The following is an 18,318-nucleotide window of genomic DNA, read 5'->3' as shown; positions in this document are numbered from 1 at the left end:
CCCTGGAACGATGCGGCCCGCCCCCTCGCCGCCAGAGTCGCGTCCCTGATAGACGCGATGACTCTGGAGGAGAAGACGGCCCAGCTCTATGGCGTCTGGGTCGGCGCCTCCGCCCACGGTGGCGAAGTGGCTCCCCACCAGCATGACATGGAGGACCCTGTCGACCTCGACGCGCTGATGCCCACCGGCCTGGGACAACTGACCCGGCCCTTTGGCACCGTGCCCGTCGACCCCGCGCTCGGGGCCCTTTCCCTTCAGCGCACCCAGGCCCGCATCGTCTCGGCCAACCGCTACGGCATCCCCGCTCTCGCACACGAGGAATGCCTGGCCGGCTTCGCCGCCTGGGGAGCCACCGCTTACCCCGTCCCGCTGTCCTGGGGTGCCACGTTCGACCCTCGGATCGTGCGGCGCATGGCCGAGACCATCGGCCGTGACATGCGCTCGGTCGGCATCCATCAGGGACTCGCACCAGTCCTCGACGTGGTGCGAGACGCCCGCTGGGGCCGCGTGGAGGAGACGATCGGCGAGGACCCGTACCTCGTGGCCACCATCGGCACAGCGTACGTGCAAGGACTGGAGGCGGCAGGAATCGTCGCCACCCTCAAGCATTTCGTCGGCTACTCCGCCTCCCGCGCAGGACGCAACCTCGCTCCCTCGGCGATCGGACCCCGGGAACGGGCCGACATCCTGCTGCCCCCGTTCGAAATGGCCATACGCGAGGGCGGCGCCCGCTCCGTCATGCACGCCTACAACGACAACGACGGCGTACCCGCCGCCGCTGACAGGAGGCTGCTGACCGACCTGCTCCGAGACACCTGGGGCTTCGACGGCACGGTCGTAGCGGACTACTTCGGCATCGCGTTCCTCAAAACCCTGCACGGCGTCGCAGCAGACTGGGCCGGCGCCGCAAACACGGCCCTCACAGCGGGCGTCGACGTCGAACTGCCCACCGTCAAGACCTTCGGTCAACCACTCGTCGAGGCGGTCAAGGACGGCCGCATTCCGGAGTCGCTCATCGACGGCGCCCTGAGCCGGGTCCTCCACCAAAAGGCCCAGCTCGGCATGCTCGACCCGGACTGGAGTCCCGTGCCCACCGCACTGAGCGGTGCCGACCTCACCGACCCCGACGCACTGCGCGGCAAGGTCGACCTGGATCCTGCCTCCAACCGCGAACTGGCCCGCGAAATAGCCGAGAAGGCGGTGGTCCTCCTCAGCAACGACGGTGTCCTGCCGCTGGCAGCGCCACGCCGCATCGCCCTGATCGGCCCCAACGCAGCAGAGGCCACAGCCGTCCTCGGCTGCTACTCGTTCCCCATGCACGTCGGCGTCCAGCACCCGGACATCCCCCTCGGGATCGACCTGCCCACCCTCCACGACACCCTTGCGGCCGAATTCCCCGACACGGACATCACCCTCACCCGTGGCACCGGCATCGACGACGGAGACCTCTCCGGGATCGACGAGGCAGTAAACGCTGCCCGGAACGCGGACATCGTCATCTGTGTCCTCGGCGACCGCGCCGGCCTGTTCGGCCGTGGCACCAGCGGCGAAGGATGCGACGCGGAGTCACTCACCCTCCCCGGTGCCCAGCAGCACCTCCTCGACGCACTCCTCGACTCCGGCCGCCCGGTGGTCACCGTGCTGCTCGCAGGGCGGCCGTACGCCCTCGGCCGTGCCGTGGACGAGTCCGCAGCGATTGTGCAGTCCTTCTTCCCGGGAGCCGAAGGCACCCGCGCGATCGCCGGCATACTCAGCGGCCGCACCGATCCCTCGGGACGCCTGCCCGTCAGCGTGCCCCGGAGCCCCGGCGCCCAGCCGACCACATACCTCGGCGCTCGTCTGGCCCAGGCCAGCGATGTCTCCAATATCGATCCGACCCCCGCGTTCGGCTTCGGCCACGGCCTCAGCTATACGACATTCGCCTGGAGCGATCTCACGGTCAAGACGCAGCAGGCCTCGACAGAAGACGAGTTCACCCTCGCCTGCACCGTCCGCAACACAGGCGAACGGCCCGGCACCGAAGTCGTCCAGCTCTACCTCCACGACCCGGTCGCCTCCGTCGTCCAGCCGGTACAGCGCCTCATCGGCTACAGCCGAGTCCCCCTTGCACCGGGCGAATCCCGTCGCCTTCACATCACCGTTCCCGCCGACATCGCTTCCTTCACCGGCCATGACGGCAACCGCATCGTCGAACCAGGCGACCTGGAGCTCCGTCTGGCGTCATCGAGTACGACTGCTCGCCTGACGGCAACCGTCACCCTGACCGGCCCAGGCCGCATCGTGGATGAAAAACGCCGATTCCACGCCACCTTCGTCCAGAAATCCACCCACGAAGAATGACCTGGACTCGAACCAGATTCCCGAGACACCGTCGTTCGCGCGGTGCAGGCGGCCCGGATGAGTGAACAGGCTTTGAAGTTCCGCTTTTACCCTGCCAGTAGGACTCCGTCAGGTCTTCCTGTCGGTGCTGACCAAAAGCATGCGGGGACGCGCACGAAGTGAATCGTGTCCGGGTGACGTTGGTGTCATTCGGCGCCGATGTGTTCGCGTCGGTGCGGCGGAAGGAACAGCGGGCCTGGGACTACTGTCATCTGCGGGCACTGATGCAGGACGACCGCCGCAAGTCGGTCCAGCCGATGGACTCGCGGCTGTCGGACGGCAACGAGCAGAACCTGTAGCAGTTCATGAACCAGCTGGCCTGAGATCCGGCGGACGGGAGGACACCGGCCGGGGTGGCTCCCCAGCGCTGTGGAGCCATCCCGCGTGCCGCCCTCGCCGGAAAGCACCGTCCTATCCGGCAGGCACAGAAACGGAGTGGGGCGACTGCATCGGTGTTGCCCGCGGGAGCCGCACAGGTCACGTCCGCGGGGGAGCTGTGCGGATTTAACTTGGTGGATCCTCCTGTTGGGGAACAGCAGCCATGAGGGCGCCGACAGTTCGGTACTTCCTCCGGGCTGGTTTGAGGTGGAATCCGTCTTCCTCCAGGAGCGGGCGCACGTCGAGAAGGGCGTTGCCGATGGTGCGACGGCTCACCTGGAACATGTCGGCCAAGACCTCGCCGGTGCAGACCCGGCGGTGGAAAAGCACCGCGGCCAGCACGCGCTCCGCGTCGCCGATTTTTTGAGGAAAGACCCCGCCGCGGGTGCCCGGCTGGCGAGGGCCGCCTCGTTGTTGGTGGCGGCGCCGTTCCACTCGGGCGGCCTGTCGCAGCGCGAGGCGGTCAACGAGCACGGCGAGATCCGTGCGGCTCATGCCGGTCAGGGCGGGGTCGGACAAGATCTCGGGCAGCGGTTCGCGGCTGCGGCATGCCAGCTGCCCGGTGCGCAGGAAGGCCAGTAGCTCGTCGGGGGTGCTGAAGAGCAGGGCGGTCGGCTCGATGCTGACCTTGTGCTCTCACAGCAGCAGGCGGGTGTCAGTGACGACTTGGCTCATAGTGCGGTCGTTGATCTCCAGCATCTCGCGCAGGACCCGCTGTGAGCCGACGCGCCGCAGGTAAAGGAGGGGGACGAGGATGCGGTCGCGGCCGTTGAGCAGGGGCTTCTTGCCGTGTGTTCCGGGGCGCTGGCGGCGTGGTCCACCGCGCGCTTCGTATCGTGGCTGTTCCCACTGGGCCCGCTGGGCTGTGGCCAGCTTCTCGGCTACGGCGTCGAGATCACCGCTGGTCATGCCAGTCAGACGTGGGTCGTCCAGCTTTTCCAGCACCGTGGTCCGTTCGGTTGTCCCGGAAGGGGCCGGTGCGGCTGTCTGGTCGGTTGGTGCCGGGCGGAAGGTGTAGTTCCAGGTGGCGCGCACGGGGTGGGGGTCGATGGGCAGAGCCTGCATCCGTGCCTTGCTGATTGCCACGCCGAGCGGATAGGCGCCTGGGTCCAGTTCGGCGTGAACACGCAATCCGGCGCGGGTGATGGTCGATGCGATCGTGTTGACACCGTGATGGCCAGACCCGTCTCGGCGGCCAGGGCGACGAGTTCCGCCTTCCAAGCCCGGTAGCGGTAGCTGTTCGAGCCGCCGGCGTCGGCGGTGACCAGCAGTCGGGTCGCGGCCGGATAGTCGAGTCGGCCGCGTGCCTGCCACCAGCGGCGGATCGTGGCCACCGCGAAGGCGGAGGTGCCGTGATCGACGCCGACGCTCACCCAGCCGGCATCGGCTGTCAGGTCGTAGACGCCGTAGGGGATGGCGGTCTCGCCCTTGGGACCAGTGAAGAAGCTGTGGTCCTCAACCTCAACCGGCTCGCCTTTGGGCCGCCACTCCCGCCCGGCGTTCGGCAGCCGGCCAAGCATCTCCTTCTTCTTCGAGTCGACACTGATCACCGGTTCGCCAGCCGCCTGGAATCCTTTGACCTGCTCGTTGATGTAGCGGAACTGGGCGTCCCGGTCCGGATGTTGCTGGTCCGGATGGTGCTTGCCTTCCAGAGTCTTGGCGGTCACTTGCAGGCTGAATCCGCTCGCCCTCAGGAGCTTGCCCACGGAGCTCGGAGAGACCGGGTGGCCTTGACGGGTCAGCTCGGTGGCCAGCTTGCGCAACGACTTCGTGGTCCAGCGCAGCGGTGACATGGGATCACCTCGCTCATCCGGCTCGACCAGAGCCATGAGCGCCGACAGCAGGCGCGGATCACGCTCCGTCAGGCGCTTGCGGCCACCTCCCCGCCTGCGGACACGTCCCCCGCCCAGAGGCACACAATCCGCCGCCAGCTCGAGCAGGCCCCTGCGGACGGTGGTCTCGCTCGCTCCGGCAACCTGCGCGACGGCGCGGACGCCACCATGGCCGAGCAGGCCCGCCTCCGTCGCCAGCATCAGCTGCCGCTGCCGCTCGTTCAGATGCGGCAACAACACGCGGAAACGCACGGCAAGTTGGTGCCGTACCCCCTCCTTGATCCCCATGCCAGATCAACGATCTACATCGACGAAAGCGACACCTTGATTCCGTACAGCTCCAATGCGTGCGGCATCGCTGCCAGGATGCGCCCGGCAGGACCGCGCCGATCGCGTTCACCAGGCCGGTGTGGGCGTCGGAGACGACCAGCTGGACACCGGACAGGCCCCGGGCGGTCAGTGAGCGCAGGAAAGCGAGCCAGCCGGCGCCGTCCTCGGCCGTGGCGACGTCCAGGCCGAGGATCTCGCGGTGTCCGTCTGCGTTGACGCCGACTGCGACCAGGGCGTGGACGTTGATGATGCGGCCGCCCTCGCGGACCTTCTGCGTGAGCGCGTCCACCCAGACGAACGTGTAGGGCCCTTGGTCCAGGGGACGGTTGCGGAACGCGGTGACCTGCTCGTCCAGGTGCTTGGCCGTCGCGCTGACCTGGGACTTCGACAGCTGGCTGACGCCGAGGGACTCGGCGAGTTTCTCGACCCGGCGCGTGCTGACGCCGAGCAGGTAGGCGGTGGCGACCACCGAGATGAGGGCCTGCTCGGCCCGGCGGCGCCGTTCGAGGAGCCAGTGCGGGAAGTAGCTGCCCTGGCGGGGCTTGGGGACGGCGCGTTCGACGGTGCCGGCGAGGGTGTCCCACTCGCGTGGGCGGTAGCCGTTGTGGTGGTTGACGCGTTCGTCGCTGACCTGGCCGTATTCGGCGTTGCAGAGGGCTTCGGCCTCCGCGGACATGAGCGCGTCGGCGAACGTCTTGACCATCGCGCACAGCAGATCGGGACTCGCCGAGGCGAGGTTGTCCTCGGCGAGGGCGTGCAGGGGCAGACTCCCGGGTGCGGTCATCGTGCTGATCTCCTTCGAGCCTAGACATCTCGAAGATCAGCCGGTGGCCGTTCTCATATCCGGACCCTCACTCCGACGCCGGGACAAACACGCGGATCAGGTGGGTACCGGTACACCACTTCCAAGGACGCAACCGCCGCACAAAGTACCTCAACGCGTTGATGCTGGTTACTGACCTTTCCGGGTTGCTTTCGGGGGGTGGCGTTGGGTGATCCCTGCCTCTTCAGCTGTCTTCCGCCGAGTGCGAGACGCGTGTGGGCACGTTTGCTGAACGCCGCGACCCGCCCGTTCGATGTGATCAACTACCTTGGCGCCGTCGGCGGTGCCCGCGTCTACAACCGTCGGCGCATGGGAGCGAAACTCGACCGCACCCTTGCAGCCCTTCACCGTCGTCTGGACGCCGAGCCGGACGCGAACCTGGCGCTGACGATGGGCTTCCCGGCGCGGTGGGATCCGTTCTTCAAGGACGTGATGACCCTCGAAGAGGTGTGCCGCTACCCGACCCGCGGCATCACTGCGGACCTTGTGCTGGCGGCCGCCTTGATCAGCCCTGAGTCGGCGCAGCTCTGCCGCGCCACGTTCGTCGATCACACCGATAGGTTCTTTCGCGCGTGACTCCCTGAGGCTTTTCCATCATCGGTCTGAGCTGGCCAAATGCAGAGTGAGGACGGCCTGGACGAGGCAGATGATCCGGGTGGCCGAGCACCGGAGCCAGGACTTGAGGGTGGCCATGGCCTGCTCGACGAGGGCGCGGAGTGCGTCTCTGTCCTGCCCCCGGCCGGTCGGCGACGGTCTTCTCGAAGTAGGACGACCTACCGCGGACGGCGGATGCGGCGCTCAGGCTTCGTCGGGGGCATCCTCGGCCGCATCCGGGTCCCGGAACGGGCGCAGGCCCTGACCAGGGCCGCTGGCCTGGATGTTGGGGGCGGTTCAGTCCTATCAGTCTCCACTGCTTACGGAAGCTCTTGGTCTGGGGCGCATGCTCCGCGCGAAGAGCGGCACCGACAACAGGAGCAGAGCTCCTTCGACAGCCAGGCTGGCCAGCCCAAGCGGCTCTGTCCAATTCCCGATGTCTTCCCTGGCGCCGGGCAGTCCTGGCCCTCTGGAGAGGATGTAGCCCACCAGGGGGCCCAGGGCGACGCCGACCGCCAGCAACCATCCCAGTCGCACGAGGCCGAGGAGAAGCAGTGCCGCCGCGACCACAGCCGCGATCTCCAGGACGTGATAGGCGATACCCAGGTAGGAAGGGTCTCTCGTTGCCGTGATGCCGCCTTGGTCCACAACATGGATACCTGCCACCACAAGGCACAGTAGAGATCCGGCCCACCGGGCCACCCAGGAGGCTTCCGGCGCTACGGCAGTGCGGTGTGACATGCGCAGGCACCTTTTCCATTTTTTAAGGCCGGGGAAGCTGTTGCGCCACAGTCGCGGATGACTAGCTCCTGAGCAGGCAACGGGACGGCCCCGTGCCACTCCCAGGTTCAGCTGGCAATCCTTCGTTGTCGATCGTTGCCGTGCGGACGAGTGAGTTTCTTCCAGCTGGCCACCGATCAGGTGACGGTCCACGAGGCGCAACAGGCGGGGCCCCGGGCTGTTGATGGAGATGTCTGACGTCTCAACCACGCTGCTTGGGGGCCTCGTTGGTCATCCATCCTGCCGCACTCGACCTACCGCATGCGCTGGTGGAGTGGGTGACCATGCTCGTCGTCACTCGTGACGGTGACCGGCGCTGCAAGCTGCGTCCGTCCCAGCGCGCGATGGTGGCACCGGTGTACCTGTGCGAACACACCACGCTGGCGAAGATCCGCCCCCGAGTCTGTGGAACGACCCGGTCCACCCGCTCCGGCACCGCCGCGGGTCCTGCTGATGCTCACCGCCGCTCCGGCACGGCTCGCCCTCCTATCGAGGACTCCGCGAGGGTGACAGGCATGTGAGGCAGCTCGTCGTTGATGCCTTCTGCCTGTGCTGACCAGATGGCCTGCCGGGCTTTCTCGCCGGGGTCGGCAAGGATATAGATCAGCCGGGAGATGATGGTCGCGTCGGAGACGGCCGGACCGAAGACGGCCGGCTCATACCGCAGCATCGCGACGTCCGCGAGGCAGTCTTCGTCCAATGCAACCGCCAGGGGGACGTCCAGGAGTGCCTTGCCCGTGGACGGCCGGCTGCGAACGCCATGGAGCCAGAGCCTGGCATATGACCTGCTCCAAGACTGGTCTTGCTGTTACTAGAGGGCGTCTGAAAAGCCTGTCAGCGGGCTGACCTTGCGAGGCGCCGCACGAGGAGCATGGCCATGGTGAGGTAGATGGCGTTCCCAGAGCAGACGCGCAGATACTCGTAGTCCTTCGACAGGCGGCGGCACCGTCCCAGCCAGGCGAACGTCCGCTCTACGACCCAACGCCGCGGGACCACCGCGAAGACGGGCGCTGCCGGAGGCGGTGCTCCTTCCTTCACCCAGGTCGAGCGGAATCCTCCGTCGCGGCGCTGGACGACTTCCACGGTGATGCCGGTGGCTTCCTGGACCCAGGCATGGAAGTCGGTGCCGCGGTAGACGGTCTGCCACGGCGGCAGGTCATGCGGTAGCAGTCTCCAGGCGCAGCCGGCCCGCAGCCAGTACGCCAGTGCGTTGAGAATCTCTCGCCGGGTGTGTTTTGCAGGTCGTCCACCGGGCTTGACCGCCGGAACCAGCGGACAGAGGATCTCACACTCCGGATCGGACAGATCCGTCGAATAACGGGTACGCAGCCCGCACACCCCAGCCCCCGAAAGTGCGCACCACCCCGCTACCAGGCGACTTGCCCGCTGACAGGCATTTCAGGCGCCCTCTAACGCCTTGACCTTCCAGTGCGCCAGAAGGTCTACGGTCAGGAAGAGCGATTATGAACTGGAAGGACGAGGCCATGCGGATCACCGTGCTGACCGTGCCCGACTGCCCCAACGCACCCGTGATCGGAGAGCGCCTCGCACGAGTACTGGAGGGCCGCGGCGCCGAGGTGGCGCTGGTCGAGGTCCGTGATCCCGGTCAGGCCGAACGCCTCGGCATGACAGGATCCCCCACGGTACTGATTGACGGTGTGGATCCCTTTGCGGTACCAGGCGCGCCCGCGTCCTTGTCGTGCCGCCTGTACCGGGGGCCTGAAGGTCGGGCCGAGGGCGCACCCAGCGTCGCCGACCTGCAGCGGGCACTGGACGCCGCGGACGGCAGCGTCATCGCCGAACCCGTCCACGCCGAGGATCAGGGACGGTCCGTCTTCGAGGACCTGCTGCACCGGGCGGAGCCCTCCGCAGGGCGAGGACGATGACCGACGTGCTCATCCGTATCGAGGCCAGCGAGCTGCCCGGCCTCGACTGCGCCCCGGCTCAGGGCAGCGACCAGACGTACAGCAACATCCACGTCGGGGTGCAGCGCCGCGAGCGCCCGACCGAGCTCCTCGCGCTCCAGCCGGGCAATGCCCCCTGGGCGAGCTGGACCTTGGAGTGCACCACGATCGCCTCACCGACCGGCACCGACATCAAAGGCCCGTACGTACAGGGCCGCCCGGGAGGCCGGTTCATCTACCTGTCGTGGGGCACCGTCGACGACACGGGCACCTTCACGATGTTCCGCCGGGCCAAGCTGATGCTCGACGCCATCCCCGCCGGCACGCTCGATGCCGCCACTCACAGCGGCCTGCTTATCGCACGCCTCGGCCTGACCGACGCGCGTGGCCATCCTTTGTGCGCACGCGTCGTGCCCCCGGCCATCACCTGGACCGCCTCGAGCCGCAACGAGGAGTGCGGCCCTGCGGACGTTCGATAGCGACCGCCGTCAACGGGTCGTAACTCCCATGGCGATCCAGGACGGCAGGGCACATGGCATGTCTGAGCGCCGAGGGTGAGCTGGGCATGGTGGAAGTCGAAGTGCCGGGTCGCGTGAGCCAGGCGCAGGTCAGTCGTCGTCAGTCCGGCGCCGCGGCTTGGAGTCTGGCCGACTGTGAGGCGGTTGCCGTGCACTACGGCATCGACATTCTCGAACTCCTGGCCCAACCCACCCGGGCCATGGAAGCACTGCCTGCCGAGCGCCGCTGGCATTCGGGGAGTCGGCCTTGGCCCGCGTGGGCGGGGAGGTGCTGCGCGACGTACGGGTTGAGTTCGGCTTCGGGCAGGCGGAGGTCCGCGTCCGTGGTCAGGGCTGCGGTGATCACTTGGTGGAGGCGTTCGTGCTCCTGACCGAACTGTGCGAAGTGTTCGGTGAAGGTTCGGTGGGCGAGACGGTAGACGGTCTGCTCGGCTTCGGGGTCGAGCATCAGGTACGGCGTGGCCTCTGCGGTCAGGTCACTGACCGCCCTGTCGATGATTGCCGTTTCCTGGGGAGCAATGGCCGCGGCGATCGTCGACCAGGTCCCGTCACGGACCGGAAGCCCGCGTCCTTGCGCGAGTGCCAAGGCGTGGAGCAACGGCCGGAAGGCCTGATGCGGCGTCATCAGGGGATGTGCGCGCGACGATCGGTACCGGAACGGGCACTCGCACCGCGGAAATGCCACTGCTCGCTGGTGCTGACGGGATGCTGCCGACCGGGTTGATTTTAGGCTTAAAGGCACTCGAACGGCGTACGGACTGGGTCGTTGGGCCGTGTCCTTCGGTGGTGAGGGGCGCCGGTCGGTTGAGTGTTGTCACGTTGCTGCTGCGATTCCGCTGTGCCGGCGTGGTGCCGGCCCTCGCGGTGGCGGCGAAAGGACTACCTGTGATGCGAGTGACCCGGACAATGCTCGCCTCCGCGGCGGTTGCCGCGGCCGTCGCGCTTTCCGCTCCCGCCGCGCATGCCGTGTCGCTGGTCGGACTTCGGGCGTCGGACGGCGGTAATTCCCACGGCAGCGACGGCGAACAGCACGGAAAGGAACACGACCACAAGTCGTCGGGGGAGAACGGGGAGGGCGAGGGGTCTCACGAGGACGATGGCGCGCAGGCCGACGGTGGCGCCCCGGACATGGGAGGGGACGATTCCGGAGCCGAGGAAGGCGGCAACCCGTGGAAGAAGAAGGACGGCAAGTCGCACGAGCAGCGGCAGGCCCCGAGCGGCGGTGTGAAGGCCGGCGGCGGTGCCCTGGCCATGGCTCTGGCCGACGACGGCGGCAACCCGTGGAAGAAGAAGGACGGCGAGTCGCACGGTGACGACAACGCGGCGAGCGACGACGAGCAGTCGCAGGGCGGCCCGAACGGCGGGGACCAGTCCGAGGGTGACGCGTCGGCCGCGGCTGGGGACGACTCCGGAGCCGAGGCGGGAGCCGGGGAAGGCGGCAACCCGTGGAAGAAGGGCGGCAAGTCGCACGAGAAGCAGCAGGCCCCGAGCGGCAGCGTGAAGGCCGGCGGCGGCGGGCTGGCAGAGTCCGGAAACGGCCTGGCCGCAGGCTCTCTGCTCCTGGCTGGCGGTCTCGGCGCGGGTGCCTACATGCTGCGGCGCCGGAGCGCGTCGGATGCTGTCGGGGCCTGATCGGTCCTTGCCGGGTGCCGTTCGGTCGCGGGCGCTGTCGTCCTGGGAAGGACGACAGTGTCCGCGGCTGCGGCCGCGGTGCCGGCGGCCCGCCGGCCCGCCGATGTCCGACCGCCGCCCCATTTGATGAACAGGCCTTTGTCCAATGACTCTCGCGCAGCAGGTTCCGCCCGATGAGACCCCCAGTCGAGCCCCCGCGCGTCATGTCGGCCCTGCTCTGCTGTGGCCGGCCGCGGCGGTGGCCCTGGGCGCCCTGCTCATCCACCACTCGCTGGCGCCTCCGGCTGATGCCAAGCCGCCGCAGCTACCGGCCGTCGTCGCCCCGCCCACACCTCTGCACTCGGTCGCACCTCCGGGACCGCCCCCGTCCGTCGCCCCGCCGCTGCCGGGACCAAATGCGATGGCACGTCCCTCGGGGCCCGCGCTGCCGCGGTCGGAACCAAAACGGATCGTGATTCCGCAGATCGGGGTGAACGCACCGTTCACGGACGTGTCCCTGGCCCCTTCGGGGCAGTTGAACACTCCACCCCTCACCGACAAGAACCTTGCGGGCTGGTACAAGGGCGGAGCCTCACCGGGCGAACGAGGAACGTCGGTCGTGGTGGGACATGTCGACACCAAGACCGGCGCGGCGATCTTCGTGTATCTGCGCTTCCTCAAGCCGGGCAACACTGTGGACATCACCCGCGCCGACGGCATCACCGCCCGCTTCAAGGTGGACTCGGTCCAGGAGTTCAGCAAGACCCACTTCCCCAATGCCCGGGTCTACGCCGACGCCCCGACCGCCCAGCTGCGGCTGATCACCTGCGGCGGGACCTACAACCGCAGCGCCCACGAATACGAGTCCAACGTCGTCGTGTTCGCACACCTCGACACATCGGGACGTTCCTGAGACATCGACCGGCCCACTGCCTCGACCCCGCCGGGACGCCGAAGAGGAACGCTGGAGCTCCGACGCCGAGATCGTCGAAGTCCCCTTCACCGCGTTCACCAGCAAGAAGAAGGCGTTCCACGCCACCGCCCGGCTGATCGTGCGCCGGGTGAAGCGGCTGAACCCCACGAGCGTGCCCGAGGGGCAGGCCGAACTGTTCGGCTTCTGGCGCCACCAAGACCTTCACCGCCACTGTTGTGCTGCAACTCGTAGGCGAGGGGCGAATGTCCCTGGAGGACACCGTCGAGCAGCGGCTTGCGGGAGTGGTCAGTGGCAACGGCAACGACGGCAGCCGGATCACTGTGCGGCAGCTGCTGCAGCACACCAGCGGCATCGCTGATGTCGGGCCACAGATAGCCGCGTTGACCAGTGCGGAAGGCTACCGGGCCGAACGGTTCCGCACGTACACCCCCGAGGATTTGGTGAGGCTGGCGATGCAGCATCCTCCCCAGTTCCCCCCGGGCACCGGCTGGTCGTACTCCAACACCAACTACGTTCTTGCCGCAATGATCATCCACAAGGTCACCGGCCGGAGTTGGGCACAGGAGGTGAACGACCGGATCATCCGCCCCCTGGACCTGAGGGGCACCAGCACGCCCGGCGTCTTCCCGTCTATCCCGGGCTCGCACGCCGAAAGTTACGCCGCGTTCGGCACCGACACCGGCATCGACGTCGCGGAGCTCAATTCGAGCATGGCCGTCGGCTCCGGCTCGGTCATCAGCACCGCGCACGACCTGAACCGGTTCTACGCCGTGCTGCTCGGCGGCCGTCTGCTGGCTCCGGCGCAGCTCGACGAGATGACGACCACCAGGCCCGCGCCTGAGCGGGGCGTGAGGCATGGACTCGGTCTTGCCGCAATTCCGTTGCCCTGTGGCGGCAGCTACTTCGGCCACCGAGGCGAACTCCTCGGCTATGTCACGTGGGGTGGCGCCACCCGAGACGGGACCCGGACCGCCGTGGTGTACGTCACCAGTGATGGCGGCCAGGGCACCCAGCAAGCCATGCTCACACTCATGGGTCAGGAACTGTGCGGGACCCGCTCCAGCTGATACTGCAGTGTCACTTCGTGATCGCGTCTGTGGCGTCAGTCGTGCCTCTTGGCTTCGCTTTTATCCCCGCGCCCTGCGCCCTGCCCGTGGACGGTTGGTTGGGTGAGGTGCGGGGACCGCCGGGCCGGGCCGGCACCGTGCGGCCGGGGCGTCACTGGTTCGAGCGTGCGGTCGCTGCCCGGGACAACGCCGGGGCGGCGGAGAACAGGGCGAACACGGCGGCACGGACCTGTTCGGCGACCACTTCGGGCGTGGAGCTGTCGAGCTTGCCGTCGAGGTGCAGGAACGCCAGGCCGTGCACGAGGGCCCACACGGTCGTCGCGAGCGCGCCGGTGTCGTCCGCGCCGGGGAAGGCGTCGCGGACGATGGTCCGGACGTATTCCGAGATGACGGCGGTCGCGGCGACCCGCTCCTCGCTGGTCGGGTCGCAGGGTTCGGCGAACATCGCCCGGAACAGGGCGGGGTGCTCGAGCGCGAACTGCACGTAGGCGACGGCGACCGCGGCCAGATCGTCGGGGGTCGAGGGCGCGGGATGGGCGGCGGACAGATGTTCGGCCAGCTCGCGGTATCCCTGCGCGGCGACGGCGGAGACGAGCGCGTCGCGGTCCGCGTAGTGGCGGTACGGCGCCGTCGCCGACACCCCAGCGCGCCGGGCGACCGCACGCAGGGAGAGCCCTGCGCTGCCGTCCTCCTCGAGCAGTTCCCGTGCGGCACGCAGGCATGCGGCCCGCAGGTCGCCGTGGTGGTACGCGGGCGCTTGCGACACAGGTCACACTCCCTCATGTTTGCGGCGCTAACATCCATCGCCTAATGTAAACGGTGTACACATTGTAAGCGATTGAGATGGAAGAGGGGAACTCGGATGTCCAGTGAGCTTTTCTCGCCGCTGCCCCTGCGTTCCGGGCAGGTCCTGCCCAACCGGATCGCGAAGGCGGCCATGGAGGAGAACATGGCCGGCGACGGCCAGCTCCCCGGCCAGGAGTTGCTGTCGCTGTACCGGCGCTGGGCCTCCGGCGGTACGGGACTGCTGATCACCGGCAACGTCATGGTGCACGCCGAGGCGCTGACCGGCCCCGGGGGAGTGGTGCTCGACGAGCACGCGCCGCTGAAGCCGTTCAGGGAGTGGGCGGAGGCCGGCAAGAGCGGCGGCGGGGCGATCTGGATGCAGATCAACCACCCCGGCCGCCAGGTCCAGGCCGACATGCCCGGCGTCGTATGGGGGCCGTCCGATGTCGGCGTCTCCCTGGGCAAGCACAGCAGCCGGTTCGGACGCCCCGCCGCCATGACCGCCGAGCAGATCAAGGCCACCGTGACCCGGTACGCGGTCGCCGCCCGCCGTGCCGAGAAGGCCGGGTTCGACGGAGTGGAGATCCACGCCGCACACGGCTACCTGCTGTCCCAGTTCCTGTCCCCTCTGGTCAACATGCGCACCGACGCGTGGGGCGGCTCGCTGGAGAACCGTGCCCGGATGCTGCTGGACATCGTCCGCGCCGTCCGCGCCACCGTCTCGCCGTCCTTCGCGGTCGCGGTGAAGCTCAACTCCGCTGACTTCCAGCGCGGCGGCTTCGACGCCGACGACGCACGCCAGGTGATCCAGATGCTCGCACCGCTCGGCGTCGACCTGGTCGAACTGTCCGGCGGCAGCTACGAGAGCCCCGCGATGTCCGGCCGGCCCGCCGATTCCCGTACCCAGGCCCGCGAGGCGTACTTCCTGGACCTGGCCAGGGACCTGGTCAAGACCAGCCCGCTGCCACTGATGCTCACCGGCGGCATCACTCGCCGGGAGACCGCCGAGCAGGTCCTCGACAGCGGTGTCGCGATCATCGGGATGGGCACCGCCCTCGCCGTCACCCCCGACCTGCCCGACCGCTGGCGCGACGGCCGCGAAGCCGACCACCAGCTGCGACCGGTCACCTGGTCCGACAAGGCCCTCGCCTCCGCCGCCGGCATGGCTCAAGTCCGCCACCAGATGCGCCGTATCGCACGCAATCGCAGGATCACCCCCGACACCCACCCGGCAGTGGCCTTGATCTCCGAGCGGCGCAGGCAGCGACGGGCGCTGCGCAGCTACCGCGCCTGGCTCGCCATGACGCAGGGCACCGCGGGCAACTGAACCAGCCCCCGGGGCGACGTCGCCGGAACCCTTCCCGCACGGCCGCTTCCGTGTAACTGATCCCCTGAGGGTGAGCGAGGGCAAGGTTGACGGTGCCCCGTCCACCATCAGGGCGGTCCCGCACCATGGCATCGCGTACGACGTCCACGCCGGCCGGCCTGTTCTGCACCGGCCCGCCACTCGAGACCGGCCGGACCGGGCTTGCCGGACAGGGGTGCACCGCGCGGGCGCGACGGCCTGTCCGGACTGCCGGCCCGGACCGCTTGAAGCATCGGTGCCCGTCCTGGCCCGCCAGCCGATCCGGCCGCCACCTCCAGGGCGCTCGGCAAGGCGGTGATGACTGCTCACATCACGACAGTGGTTCACGTCGGCGGCGCGTCAGCCCGTGACCCCTTTCGCTTGTTTCGCAGTGCAGGTCTTTGTGCTGTTGCCGCAGCCCTGCTCGCCGGTGGCAGCACGTACGACCCGTCCGAGTGCACCAAGATGGTGCCGACATCCGCGAGTACTGCGCCGGCTCGTCACACCTGGTCGGCTACGCCGCCTGGCCGATCCGCCTGCGAGTCCAAGCCGTATCCGCGAAGCGCAGCGGGCCGCCCCGCCCAGGACCGTGGCGACATGAAACACCTCACCTGCCCAACGACACCGAAGCTGTTTTCGCCGACGCTCTCGGAAACATGAGCAACCTGGGACCCGCCCTGAACCGGTGCGGCGACCGCGGCTGCCGGCCACTCCACGTCTCGCGGTCGGCCTTGTCCGCTCTCGGTCGAACTCAGCCATACCGACGCCCCATCGGAAGTGCACCCGGTGGGGCGTCGGGTGTTCAGCGCGCGCAGCCGGCAAGCGGTGAACAGTGATACGCGGAAGGCTGGTCGGCGCCACTGACAACGCCGTTGAGCCTGCTGGCGCTGCCGCCACCGTCAGAGGGCACGTGGCCGTCCCGGTCGATGGCTTTCAGGGACCAGCAGCAGTCGAGCAGCATGTACCAGCACGGCATCAGCTCCCACCGCAGCAGCCGGCCCGGCATGTTGAGGATCGTCCTACCGTTCCGCGTCCGCCTCCGATGTTCAGGATCGGTACCAAGACCCGCGCGGTCCGATTCCTCCGGACAACCGCACACCCATGGCGCGCCTGCTCGTCCCCGCTCGTACCACCTGCGCGTGAATGCCCGGAACTGCATGAGGGAGGCGGGGTGCCCTTCGGAGGTTCCGAGCGAGACAAGTCGCACGCATTCAGGCTCGGCTCCAAGATGCGCTTGACCGGTGCGCCAGGTGCTTCTGCCGCGGTGCAGGCTGCCTCACCCTCTCACCGCCGCAGTGCGGACGTGCCGGCATCCGCGGGCCGGCTCCGGCAGTTCCTGCCGATTGTCGGTACGGCTTCATCCGTATAAGTGGATGCGAACCGGTCTTACACGCAACGTGACACCTGGAGTGAGCGGCCTCGCGCAAGCGCGTCGGACATCCGTGTCCGGCCGCCCGACACGCAGCTGTGGCCCATGATGCAGTGGTCCGCGCCAGTTCCGGGGATGCCTGACGGCTGCCGTGGGCCCGAGGTCAGCGTCCGGTCCGCTTGCGGATCTGGTCCGTGGCCCGTTCGGTCATCTCGTGCGCCTTGGCGCGCAGCTGCTCCTGGCGGCCGGACTTCTGCATGGACTTGTTGCCCAGGGTCTTGCCGAGGGTCTCCTTCATCTTGCCCGTGACCTGCTTCACCTTGGCGTGTTCCTTGGCCATCGCCCTCGCCGTCCTCTCGAAGAAGCATGCGGTCGGTCCGGATCACCGCGTCTCTTCTCACCCTGAGCCCGGTCGTGGGGCGCCGCAACCGTCATGGCCGACCGCGCGGCATGCCGAACATCTGGCCGAGTGCCAGCCGTGGTGCGCTGACCACAGTGCCGACACGGAGCTGATCGAGCACCTTGCGGCCCTGCGCCGACACCGGGTCCAGCGGAGCGACGACGGTGGCGACCGGCAGGTCCGGGCCGACGCCGGAAACCACTTGATGACGGAGGGCGGACAACTGCTAGCCTCGCCCGCATGCCTGAACTGATCGCCCCCACACACCGGTTGCACGCCTCATGGCTCGCGGCCCGGGACGAGTGGGCTCCAGGCGCCCACCAGGACGGAGCGGGCCTGCGTCTCGCGCCGGATGCCGACCTCGCCGACCCCGAGGCCTTCTCGGAGTGGACTGAACGTCTGCGACGGCAGTCGGACAGGGCGGTCGCCGTGGGCGAAGAGCGCGTCCATGCCACTCATTGGTGGATCGTCGAGGGCGACAGCTATCTGGGAGCCATAGATCTGCGGCACTATCTGAACGCCGTCCTGCTCGACGTCGGCGGGCACATCGGCTACAGCGTGCGCCCCTCCTTCCGCAGGCGCGGCCTGGCCACGTGGGCCCTCGGGGCGGTGCTGCCCGAGGCGCGCGCGCTCGGTCTGGACCGAGTTCTCGTCACCTGCGACGACACCAATACCGCGTCCGCACGCAGCATCGAACGCAACGGCGGTGTCCTGGAAGACGTCCGCACCACCGAGGCGGGCGCCAAGCGCCGCTATTGGATCACTTTGTAGACAGCGGCGCGAGCGACTGCGCCGGACGCGGTCACTCGTGGACAGCAGCGCTACAGCTCCCGGCTGGCAGATTCCGGCCGCCAGACCCGGCCGCCCGTCCCGGAGCCCGGCCCGGCGGCCCGCCGCCAGCCCACACGGACGATGAAGTCCCAGGTCGCCGAGGGCGTTCGCGTCATGTGTTCACGCTTCCTCGGGCGGCCCGCATCTGTCCGCCGCACGACCTCGATGGAGAACCTCATGGGCATGTTCGACGACATCCACACCGGCAACCGGTGCGGCCAGACGAAGGCGTTCGGACGTACCCTCGCCCACTACTGCACCGGCGACACCGTCGACCCGGTCGACGGCCGCACGCACGTGCAGATCGCCATGCCCGACGGCGGGTGGCTGCACGTCAGGGACGGCAGAATCCACTCGTGGCAGGAGACTCCCGCGCCCGATCTGCCGCCCTACGACAACTTCGGCCGCCCCCTGTCCGGCCTCGCCTGGCCGTACCC

The 18,318-nt window shown here is 68.5% G+C and carries 19 protein-coding genes and 6 pseudogenes; 13 read left to right on the top strand and 12 right to left on the bottom strand.

Annotation, left to right across the window (positions count from 1 at the left end):
• From FNH09_RS34115 to FNH09_RS50325, 3 genes are all read left to right on the top strand, one after another.
• Positions 1 to 2,340 (top strand): beta-xylosidase/alpha-l-arabinosidase (locus FNH09_RS34115; RefSeq protein WP_152893764.1); only part of this gene is annotated, 2,340 nt, incomplete at its 5' end.
• A gap of 173 nt (positions 2,341 to 2,513) precedes the next feature.
• Positions 2,514 to 2,678, top strand: coding sequence for a hypothetical protein (locus tag FNH09_RS34110; RefSeq protein ID WP_375980545.1), 165 nt, complete (start codon positions 2,514 to 2,516; stop codon positions 2,676 to 2,678).
• 226 nt (positions 2,679 to 2,904) lie between these two features.
• Positions 2,905 to 3,339 carry a hypothetical protein gene (locus FNH09_RS50325; RefSeq protein WP_420802805.1) on the top strand — a complete coding sequence of 145 codons (435 nt, stop codon included), beginning with the start codon at positions 2,905 to 2,907 and terminating at the stop codon, positions 3,337 to 3,339.
• Positions 3,340 to 3,393: 54 nt separating this feature from the next.
• Here the strand turns inward: FNH09_RS50325 and FNH09_RS50320 are convergent, their stop codons facing one another.
• The 3 genes and pseudogenes from FNH09_RS50320 to FNH09_RS34100 all read right to left on the bottom strand — a co-directional run.
• Positions 3,394 to 3,702: a hypothetical protein gene (locus FNH09_RS50320; RefSeq protein ID WP_420802806.1), complete on the bottom strand. Its 309-nt coding sequence runs from the start codon at positions 3,700 to 3,702 to the stop codon at positions 3,394 to 3,396.
• Between the two features lie 27 nt (positions 3,703 to 3,729).
• A pseudogene (locus FNH09_RS50315) lies at positions 3,730 to 4,877 on the bottom strand (ISAzo13 family transposase); the annotation flags it as partial.
• A 49-nt stretch (positions 4,878 to 4,926) separates the two neighbouring features.
• A pseudogene (locus FNH09_RS34100) lies at positions 4,927 to 5,703 on the bottom strand (IS256 family transposase); the annotation flags it as partial.
• A gap of 264 nt (positions 5,704 to 5,967) precedes the next feature.
• On the opposite strand from FNH09_RS34100, the gene FNH09_RS34095 reads away from it, so the two are divergent.
• Positions 5,968 to 6,318, top strand: coding sequence for a hypothetical protein (locus FNH09_RS34095; protein WP_202919815.1), 351 nt, complete (start codon positions 5,968 to 5,970; stop codon positions 6,316 to 6,318).
• Between the two features lie 18 nt (positions 6,319 to 6,336).
• Here FNH09_RS34095 and FNH09_RS34090 read toward each other — a convergent pair.
• Positions 6,337 to 6,459: pseudogene (locus FNH09_RS34090) on the bottom strand (IS5/IS1182 family transposase); the annotation flags it as partial.
• Positions 6,460 to 7,343: 884 nt separating this feature from the next.
• Between FNH09_RS34090 and FNH09_RS34080 the strand changes: the two are divergent.
• Positions 7,344 to 7,508: pseudogene (locus FNH09_RS34080) on the top strand (IS5/IS1182 family transposase); the annotation flags it as partial.
• A gap of 149 nt (positions 7,509 to 7,657) precedes the next feature.
• On the opposite strand, the pseudogene FNH09_RS49080 reads toward FNH09_RS34080, so the two are convergent.
• Both FNH09_RS49080 and FNH09_RS34075 read right to left on the bottom strand, forming a co-directional pair.
• Positions 7,658 to 7,910 (bottom strand): annotated as a pseudogene (locus FNH09_RS49080) (IS1380 family transposase); the annotation flags it as partial.
• Between the two features lie 40 nt (positions 7,911 to 7,950).
• Positions 7,951 to 8,454, bottom strand: a complete 504-nt coding sequence (locus tag FNH09_RS34075; RefSeq protein WP_338017771.1) for a transposase — start codon at positions 8,452 to 8,454, stop codon at positions 7,951 to 7,953.
• 146 nt (positions 8,455 to 8,600) lie between these two features.
• Between FNH09_RS34075 and FNH09_RS34070 the strand changes: the two genes are divergently transcribed.
• The gene (locus FNH09_RS34070; protein WP_202919814.1) at positions 8,601 to 9,002 is read left to right on the top strand and encodes a hypothetical protein; all 402 of its coding nucleotides are present in this window, start codon (positions 8,601 to 8,603) and stop codon (positions 9,000 to 9,002) included.
• Positions 8,999 to 9,499, top strand: a complete 501-nt coding sequence (locus FNH09_RS34065; RefSeq protein WP_152893762.1) for a DUF5990 family protein — start codon at positions 8,999 to 9,001, stop codon at positions 9,497 to 9,499. Before FNH09_RS34070 ends, FNH09_RS34065 begins: the two co-directional genes overlap by 4 nt.
• 193 nt (positions 9,500 to 9,692) lie before the next feature.
• On the opposite strand, the gene FNH09_RS47260 is transcribed toward FNH09_RS34065, so the two are convergent.
• Complete coding sequence (locus FNH09_RS47260; protein ID WP_162469512.1) at positions 9,693 to 10,163, bottom strand: hypothetical protein; 471 nt, start codon at positions 10,161 to 10,163, stop codon at positions 9,693 to 9,695.
• Positions 10,164 to 10,171: 8 nt separating this feature from the next.
• Between FNH09_RS47260 and FNH09_RS47875 the strand changes: the two genes are divergently transcribed.
• From FNH09_RS47875 to FNH09_RS34045, 3 genes and pseudogenes are all read left to right on the top strand, one after another.
• Positions 10,172 to 11,170 carry a hypothetical protein gene (locus tag FNH09_RS47875; protein ID WP_202919813.1) on the top strand — a complete coding sequence of 333 codons (999 nt, stop codon included), beginning with the start codon at positions 10,172 to 10,174 and terminating at the stop codon, positions 11,168 to 11,170.
• A gap of 145 nt (positions 11,171 to 11,315) precedes the next feature.
• Positions 11,316 to 12,062 (top strand): class F sortase, encoded by a 747-nt coding sequence (locus tag FNH09_RS34050; RefSeq protein WP_152893761.1) that lies wholly within the window; start codon positions 11,316 to 11,318, stop codon positions 12,060 to 12,062.
• Positions 12,063 to 12,283: 221 nt separating this feature from the next.
• Positions 12,284 to 13,150: pseudogene (locus FNH09_RS34045) on the top strand (serine hydrolase domain-containing protein); the annotation flags it as partial.
• 151 nt (positions 13,151 to 13,301) lie between these two features.
• Here the strand turns inward: FNH09_RS34045 and FNH09_RS34040 are convergent.
• Entirely contained in the window at positions 13,302 to 13,916 is a 615-nt protein-coding gene (locus FNH09_RS34040; RefSeq protein ID WP_162469514.1) for a WHG domain-containing protein, read from the bottom strand.
• 96 nt (positions 13,917 to 14,012) lie between these two features.
• On the opposite strand from FNH09_RS34040, the gene FNH09_RS34035 reads away from it, so the two are divergent.
• Positions 14,013 to 15,263: an NADH:flavin oxidoreductase/NADH oxidase family protein gene (locus FNH09_RS34035; RefSeq protein WP_152893760.1), complete on the top strand. Its 1,251-nt coding sequence runs from the start codon at positions 14,013 to 14,015 to the stop codon at positions 15,261 to 15,263.
• 820 nt (positions 15,264 to 16,083) lie between these two features.
• Here the strand turns inward: FNH09_RS34035 and FNH09_RS34030 are convergent.
• From FNH09_RS34030 to FNH09_RS46840, 3 genes are all read right to left on the bottom strand, one after another.
• Positions 16,084 to 16,287 (bottom strand): hypothetical protein, encoded by a 204-nt coding sequence (locus FNH09_RS34030; RefSeq protein ID WP_152893759.1) that lies wholly within the window; start codon positions 16,285 to 16,287, stop codon positions 16,084 to 16,086.
• 526 nt (positions 16,288 to 16,813) lie between these two features.
• Complete coding sequence (locus tag FNH09_RS34025; RefSeq protein ID WP_152893758.1) at positions 16,814 to 16,990, bottom strand: CsbD family protein; 177 nt, start codon at positions 16,988 to 16,990, stop codon at positions 16,814 to 16,816.
• A 91-nt stretch (positions 16,991 to 17,081) separates the two neighbouring features.
• A complete protein-coding gene (locus FNH09_RS46840; protein WP_156110847.1) occupies positions 17,082 to 17,252 on the bottom strand; it encodes a hypothetical protein in 171 nt (56 codons plus the stop codon).
• Between the two features lie 38 nt (positions 17,253 to 17,290).
• On the opposite strand from FNH09_RS46840, the gene FNH09_RS34020 reads away from it, so the two are divergent.
• Positions 17,291 to 17,821 carry a GNAT family N-acetyltransferase gene (locus FNH09_RS34020; protein WP_152893757.1) on the top strand — a complete coding sequence of 177 codons (531 nt, stop codon included), beginning with the start codon at positions 17,291 to 17,293 and terminating at the stop codon, positions 17,819 to 17,821.
• A 50-nt stretch (positions 17,822 to 17,871) separates the two neighbouring features.
• Here the strand turns inward: FNH09_RS34020 and FNH09_RS49650 are convergent, their stop codons facing one another.
• Positions 17,872 to 17,997 carry a hypothetical protein gene (locus tag FNH09_RS49650; protein ID WP_274390296.1) on the bottom strand — a complete coding sequence of 42 codons (126 nt, stop codon included), beginning with the start codon at positions 17,995 to 17,997 and terminating at the stop codon, positions 17,872 to 17,874.
• A gap of 61 nt (positions 17,998 to 18,058) precedes the next feature.
• On the opposite strand from FNH09_RS49650, the gene FNH09_RS34015 reads away from it, so the two are divergent.
• Positions 18,059 to 18,318: hypothetical protein (locus FNH09_RS34015; protein ID WP_202919812.1), on the top strand; the 260-nt coding region annotated here is incomplete at its 3' end.

This window comes from Streptomyces adustus (assembly GCF_009377175.1).
GTDB classification, from domain to species: Bacteria; Actinomycetota; Actinomycetes; order Streptomycetales; family Streptomycetaceae; genus Streptomyces; species Streptomyces adustus.
The sequence above is the reverse complement of the archived record's forward strand: the minus strand, read 5'-3'. Positions and strand labels throughout refer to the sequence as shown.

Bases quoted from the DNA above. Each gene is read 5' to 3' on its own strand.
- FNH09_RS34065 (WP_152893762.1), top strand. From the start codon at position 8,999: ATGACCGACGTGCTCATCCGTATCGAGGCCAGCGAGCTGCCCGGCCTC.
- FNH09_RS34035 (WP_152893760.1), top strand. From the start codon at position 14,013: ATGTCCAGTGAGCTTTTCTCGCCGCTGCCCCTGCGTTCCGGGCAGGTC.
- FNH09_RS47260 (WP_162469512.1), bottom strand. From the start codon at position 10,163: ATGACGCCGCATCAGGCCTTCCGGCCGTTGCTCCACGCCTTGGCACTC.
- FNH09_RS49650 (WP_274390296.1), bottom strand. From the start codon at position 17,997: ATGACGCGAACGCCCTCGGCGACCTGGGACTTCATCGTCCGTGTGGGC.
- FNH09_RS34030 (WP_152893759.1), bottom strand. From the start codon at position 16,287: ATGCCGGGCCGGCTGCTGCGGTGGGAGCTGATGCCGTGCTGGTACATG.
- FNH09_RS34025 (WP_152893758.1), bottom strand. From the start codon at position 16,990: ATGGCCAAGGAACACGCCAAGGTGAAGCAGGTCACGGGCAAGATGAAG.
- FNH09_RS34050 (WP_152893761.1), top strand. From the start codon at position 11,316: ATGACTCTCGCGCAGCAGGTTCCGCCCGATGAGACCCCCAGTCGAGCC.
- FNH09_RS34020 (WP_152893757.1), top strand. From the start codon at position 17,291: ATGCCTGAACTGATCGCCCCCACACACCGGTTGCACGCCTCATGGCTC.
- FNH09_RS34070 (WP_202919814.1), top strand. From the start codon at position 8,601: ATGCGGATCACCGTGCTGACCGTGCCCGACTGCCCCAACGCACCCGTG.